Annotated in this window: 5 protein-coding genes and 1 pseudogene; 2 read left to right on the forward strand and 4 right to left on the reverse strand. The window is 28.4% G+C overall.

Annotation, left to right across the window (positions count from 1 at the left end; translation table 11 throughout):
- Positions 1–126: 126 nt before the first annotated feature.
- Positions 127–1,890 (reverse strand): ABC transporter ATP-binding protein, encoded by a 1,764-nt coding sequence (locus NSA58_RS13635; protein ID WP_074079282.1) that lies wholly within the window; start codon positions 1,888–1,890, stop codon positions 127–129.
- Positions 1,890–3,653: an ABC transporter ATP-binding protein gene (locus NSA58_RS13640; RefSeq protein ID WP_039680648.1), complete on the reverse strand. Its 1,764-nt coding sequence runs from the start codon at positions 3,651–3,653 to the stop codon at positions 1,890–1,892. The genes NSA58_RS13635 and NSA58_RS13640 overlap by 1 nt, the downstream gene beginning before the upstream one ends.
- 170 nt (positions 3,654–3,823) lie before the next feature.
- On the opposite strand from NSA58_RS13640, the gene NSA58_RS13645 reads away from it, so the two are divergent.
- On the forward strand, positions 3,824–4,501 hold the full coding sequence (locus NSA58_RS13645) for a response regulator transcription factor (RefSeq protein ID WP_039680649.1): 678 nt from the start codon (positions 3,824–3,826) through the stop codon (positions 4,499–4,501).
- Entirely contained in the window at positions 4,491–5,549 is a 1,059-nt protein-coding gene (locus tag NSA58_RS13650; protein WP_074429544.1) for a HAMP domain-containing sensor histidine kinase, read from the forward strand. Before NSA58_RS13645 ends, NSA58_RS13650 begins: the two co-directional genes overlap by 11 nt.
- Before the next feature lie 41 nt (positions 5,550–5,590).
- On the opposite strand, the gene NSA58_RS13655 is transcribed toward NSA58_RS13650, so the two are convergent.
- Positions 5,591–6,133 carry a hypothetical protein gene (locus NSA58_RS13655; RefSeq protein WP_257560578.1) on the reverse strand — a complete coding sequence of 181 codons (543 nt, stop codon included), beginning with the start codon at positions 6,131–6,133 and terminating at the stop codon, positions 5,591–5,593.
- A gap of 398 nt (positions 6,134–6,531) precedes the next feature.
- Positions 6,532–6,670: pseudogene (locus NSA58_RS20875) on the reverse strand (radical SAM (seleno)protein TrsS); the annotation flags it as partial.

Raw genomic sequence — 6,670 nt, forward strand, 5'->3', positions numbered from 1 at the left:
TATAATATTTGTCTACTATATTATTATAACATCACTTTATTGGCTTTTAGTTCTTTTTCTTATAAAAATTTCCTTACAATAAAAAAAGTGCTACCCAAAAAGATTAGCACTTTTTTCAGTATATTTTTAGCTGGCTTTTTCAAATTGACTATTGTACAATTCTGCATAAAATCCATTAGCAATTAAAAGCTCATCATGATTTCCACTTTCAATAATATCTCCATCTTTCATAACCAAGATAATATCGGCATTTTTAATAGTTGATAATCTGTGAGCTATTACAAAAGATGTTTTTCCAACTGTTAATTTATCCATAGCCTCTTGAATTAATATTTCTGTTCTAGTATCTACAGAGCTAGTTGCCTCATCTAGTATTAGTAGTGGTGCATTTTTAACCATTGCCCTTGCTATAGTTATTAATTGTTTTTGTCCAGCAGATAAATTAGTATTATCATCTAATATAGTGTCATATCCATTAGGCAGAGTTCTTATAAAGTGGTCTATTCCCACTGCCTTACAAGCTGCTACTATTACAGATTCAGAAACATTTTCTTTATTATAAGTTATATTATCTCTTACTGTTCCTTCAAATAACCAAGTATCTTGAAGTACCATACAGAATAAATCATGAACAGCTTCCCTACTTAAATCTTGAATAGGTGTTTTATCTATTTTTATAGTGCCACTATTCACATCATAAAACTTCATAAGTAGATTTATTAAAGTAGTCTTACCTGCCCCAGTAGGTCCTACTATTGCAACTTTTTGTCCAGCCTTAATATCAACTGAGAAGTCTTTTATTATTAATTTACTTTCATCATATCCAAACTTAACATGCTCAAATTCAACATTACCTTTAATATTGTCTAAAGAAGTTTTCTTATGACTTTCATCATTCATTTCCTCTTCTCCTAAAAACTCAAATACACGTTTACATGCAGCTGAAGTCGATTGTAGTGATGTTGCTGCTTGTGCAAATTGAGTAAGTGGCTGTGTGAAAAATCTAATATACATCATGAATGCTACTATTACACCAAATGTTATTTTGTCGTTGAATGCAAGCATTGCTCCAACAACACAAACTGCCACATATCCAAAGTTTCCTATAAACACCATTAAAGGCATCATAAGGCCTGATATAAATTGTGATTTCCATGCACTATCACGAAGTTCATCATTTATATTTTTAAATTCTTTATTTATTTCTTCTTGTGCATTGTATACTTTTATTACACTGTGTCCAGAATATGTTTCTTCTATATGACCATTTATCTTACCTAAAAGGTTTTGTTGTCTTTGGAAGAATTTTTGAGATCTTGATACTATTAACATCATTAAAGCAAAACCAATTGCAGTTGCTACTATTGCTGTAATAGTTAAAGTTACATTTGTTTTTAACATCATAAATAAAGAACCTAAAAATAAAGATACTCCACTTACTAAAGCACCCATACTTTGATTTAATGTTTGTCCTATTGTATCCACATCGTTAGTCACACGACTTAAAGTATCACCAACAGTTGTTTTATCATAATATTTTAATGGTAATCTATTTATTTTTCCTGTTATATCGCTTCTAAGTTTTTTACTTGTTACCTGAGTTACTGTAGCCATTATAAAACTTTGTGAGTAAGATAATACAATACTAATAGCGTATAATATAGCCATAAATATACCTACTTCATAGATTTTATCCATATCGATACCTGTTATTATACCTTCTGTAATTATATCTGTAATTTCACTTAATTTTTCTGGACCATAAACTGTAATTACGGATCCTCCTATGGCAAATATTAAAGCTAAAACTAAATATATAGCATTTTTTTTCATATATTTAATAAGGTCTAATAGTCCACCTTTAGAATTTGATTTATTTTCTTTACGCATTAAGCTAACTCCTCCTTTGAAAGTTGAGAATATGCTATTTCTTGATACACTTTACAATTTTTCATAAGTTCTTCATGGGTTCCCATACCTACTATTTGACCTTCATCAAGCACTATTATTTTATCTGCATCAATTATAGTACCTATACGTTGGGCTACTATTAAGTTTGTAGCACCTTTTGTTTCTTTTTTAAGTACTGAACGAAGTTTTCTATCTGTTTTATAGTCAAGAGCTGAGAAAGAATCATCAAATATGTATATTTTTGGCTCTCTACAAATTGCTCTAGCTATAGATAGTCTTTGTCTTTGACCTCCTGATACGTTTGTACCACCTTGTGATATACTTGATTTATAAGTATCTTCCATTTTGCTAACAAACTCTGTTCCTTGAGCTATATCTATGGCTTTTTTAATATCTTCATGAGAATATTGTCCTTTACCATTATCTCCATAAGCAACATTTGAGCTTACGTTTCCTGTAAATAATACAGCCTTTTGATGAACATATCCTAAAATATTGTTAAGATGTTTTTGTTTATAATGTTTTACATTAACTCCACCAACCAAAACTTCACCTTCACAAGTATCATAAAATCTTGGTATTAAGTTTATTAAAGATGTTTTACCACTCCCTGTTGCACCTATTATAGCAACAGTTTGACCAGCTTTAGCTTTGAAGCTTATATCACGAAGTACATATTCTGAATCTTGTGCATCAGGATATCTAAAGCTAACATTTTTGAATTCTATTTCACCTTCATCTGTAGTATGTTCAATGTTTCCATGTCCATCAATTATACTTTCTTTAGTATTTAGAACTTCCAATATACGTTTAGCAGAAACACTTGCTCTTGGCATCATTATAAATATCATTGTTAACATTATAAATGACATTATAACTTGCATTGAATAAGATGAAAATACTATCATATCACTAAATAATGTTATTTTATTTTCCATAGATGCGTCATTTATTAAATATGCACCTATCAAATATATGGATAAAGATAATATATTTAATACAAACATCATTCCTGGCATAATTAGACCCATAGATCTATTTATAACCAAATTATTTTTTGTTACTTCATTATTTACATTTTCAAATTTTTCATTTTGATAACCTTCTGCATTATATGCACGAACTACACGTATCCCAGTTAAATTTTCTCTAGTTACTAAGTTAAGCTTATCTGTTAAACCTTGAACTTTCTTAAATCTTGGCACAACAAATACCATTATGATTGCTATTAGTAATATTATAGTAAATAGTGCTATACCTGTTGCTGTAGTCCATTCCCAACCTTTACCTAGTATTTTACCTATAGCCCAAATTGCTGTTATAGGAGCTTTCATTATTAATTGAAGTCCCATAGCTACTATATTTTGAACCTGTGTTATATCATTAGTTGAACGTGTTATTAAACTGGAAGTAGAGAATTTATTTATTTCTGCCATTGAAAATCCTTCTATTTTATCATATACATCTGCACGAAGCATCCAAGATAGGTTTGAAGCTATTCTTGCTGCAAAGTATCCCACTATGAATGATGCTACTAAACTTCCTAATGCACATAATAACATATATCCTCCAGACTTTAATATTTCACTCATTTCACTACCTGGCATCTGAACTAACATTGTAATTTCAGACATATAATCTGGGAGTTTTAAGTCAAGATATACTTGTGCAATTACAAATACAAAACTGCAAAGTATAAACAACCAGTCTTTTTTAGTTAAAAACTTTAATATTTTTATCATTGTTGTATTCCTTTCTATTTAATTAAAATTATATGTTGAAATTTTATTAAACAAAAATTAACTAAAGATTAATTAAAGATGAACTAAAAATGAACTTTTTTATTTTATGTTTATAAATATTGACTCGTATCCATAATCTAATATAATAAAAGTTGCAAAGGAGGGATACAATGATCGATATATTATTAGTTGAAGATGATGATAAGCTAAATAAATTATTTTATACTGTACTTTCTAAACAAGGCTTTAATATACATAGTGCCAAAGATGGTATTGAAGCCTTTAATATAATGGGAAATAACCATGTGGACTTAATTATTTCAGATATAATGATGCCTAATATGAATGGTTACGAATTTACTGAATCCATTAGAGAATTCGATGCGGAAATTCCTATTTTAATGATTACTGCAAAGGATGACTTTAAATCAAAGCAAAAAAGCTTTTTAATTGGCATAGATGACTATATGGTAAAGCCTATTGATGTAAATGAAATGATATTAAGAGTAAACGCTCTTCTAAGAAGAAGTAAAATAGTTCATGATAAAAAACAAGTTGTAGGTAGTACTGTTTTAGAATACGATGCTTTAAGTGTAACTGTAAATGATGAAACTATAGTTTTACCTCAAAAAGAATTTTATTTATTATATAAATTATTATCTTATCCAAACAAAGTATTTACTAGAAATCAACTTATGGATGAGATTTGGGGTGTAGATAGTCCATCTGATCTTCAAACTATAGATGTACATATTAATAGACTTCGTAGAAATTTTGAAAATAATCCTGATTTTACAATCGTTACTGTAAGAGGCCTTGGATATAAGGCGGTAAAAAATGAAAGCTAAAAATAAAAAAGCACTTCATTTTTGGGGACCTTTTATAATCAATATTTTTATAACTTGTTCTGTTACTTTCTTTATTGTTAGTATCGGATTTTCTATAGGTACAAGATTAGATATAGTTAATAATGAAAAGTTAAATACTTTATGGGGTCTATTCTTATTTATCTCAATTAATGTTACATTAGCTTCTATTTTTACTTGTATTATAGGTGCATTAACTAATAATTTTATGAAGCCTTTAAAAAAACTAATTGAGGCTACAAATGAAGTTTCTAAAGGTGACTTTTCAATAAGACTAAGAGAATGTAATGTTCCTCCTACAGTTTACGAAATGAATACTTCTTTTAATAAAATGGTAAAAGAATTAAGTAGTATTGAAACTTTGAGAAATGACTTTATCGTAAATGTATCTCATGAATTTAAAACACCAATAGCAGCTATCGAAGGATATGCCACATTATTGCAAGATAGTGATTTAAGTGAAAATGAAAGAATTGAGTATACAAAAATTATTTTAGATAGTTCTAGACAGCTTTCTTCTCTTTCTGGAAATATTCTTAAATTATCAAAACTGGAAACTCAAGAAATTATTCCTGATAAAAAATACTTTTCTTTGGATGAGCAATTAAGACAAGCTTTATTACTATTGGAAACTCAATGGTCAAAGAAAAATATTGATATTGATATGGATCTTAAAACAACTAACTACTATGGTAGTGAAGATTTATTAATGCAAGTTTGGTTAAATATTTTTGGTAATGCTATTAAATTTACTCCTGAAAATGGACTTATTGTTACTACTTTAAAAGAAACACCAAATGGCATTTGTGTTTCTATTAGCGACAATGGTATTGGTATGGGTGATGATGTTAAAAATAGAATTTTTGATAAGTTTTATCAAGGAGATAGGTCGCGTAATTTTCAAGGAAATGGTCTTGGCTTAACTTTAGTAAAAAAAATTTTAGATTTGTGTAAATGTGAAATAAATGTAATAAGTAAGATAAATGAAGGTACAACATTTAATATATATCTTCCTATTGAAAAAAAGTAATCTTAAGGTATTATCACAATTGTGGTAATACCTTTTTATAATTATTCACTTTCCACTTCTGGACTAGGTGCTTCTGGTGTTGTATTTTCGCTTCCAGCGTTATCATTTGAAGGCGGTGTAACTTCAGGAGTTTGATTCACACCATTATTTCCTTCATCTGGATTAGTTATTGTACCTCCTGAACCTCCGGTGTTGTTTGGTTTGTTTGGTTTATTTGGTTTACTTGTATTATTACTACTGTTATTATTTGAATTATTGTTACTAGAACTACTACTATTTGAATTATTATTGTTTGAACTATTACTGCTTGAATTATTATTGTTTGAGTTATTATTGTTTGAGTTATTATTTGAACTATTGCTCTTATTTAAATCACTAGTAGAAGAGTCCTTTTTACTAGATTGATTATCTTTTTTATTAGAAGTAGCAGTTTTATTTTTATCAGTTTTCTCTTCTTTATTTTCTTCCACTTTATTATCTTCTTCTTTAGGTTTTGTAGTTTCTTCTATTTTTGTAGTATTAGCTTCTACGTCCTTTTTATTTTTTTCTAATAAATCATATCCATAAACAGCAGCTCCTCCCACTATAACAATGGCTGCACAAACTCCAAGAGTTTTTCCTAACTTACCTTTTTTTCTTTTCTTTCTAGGTAAAATTTCTTCTACATCATAAGTTTCATTACTTAGTTCACCATATTGTAAATATGATTTTAAATCTAGTATAAATCTATCTATATTACGATATTTACTTTCTAAATTGTTATTTGTAGCTTTTTCTATAATGGATACTAAGTTTTTATTAGATATTTGTTTTTTGTAATTATTAGCTTCAAAAGTTAATTTTCCAGTTAATAAACTATATAAAACAACTCCTAAATCATAAATATCTTTCTCTGGATTAAATTTCAGTTCTTCAACTTTTGTTTCTTCATCTTCCTGGGATAGATAGGCAAACTCTTTATTTTCTAAGTATGATAAAATATCTGCTTTAACTCCTTAGAAGAAGTTGGCTTACAACAACAATTACTTTTACTTCCTAAAGGTTTTAGACTTTTATCTTCATTTACTAAGAAGTTTCCATGGAAAGAACAGTATGAATTCTCTGCTCCTCCTCCCATAAAG

It is taken from the genome of Terrisporobacter muris (assembly GCF_024621905.1).
GTDB classification, from domain to species: Bacteria; Bacillota; Clostridia; order Peptostreptococcales; family Peptostreptococcaceae; genus Terrisporobacter; species Terrisporobacter muris.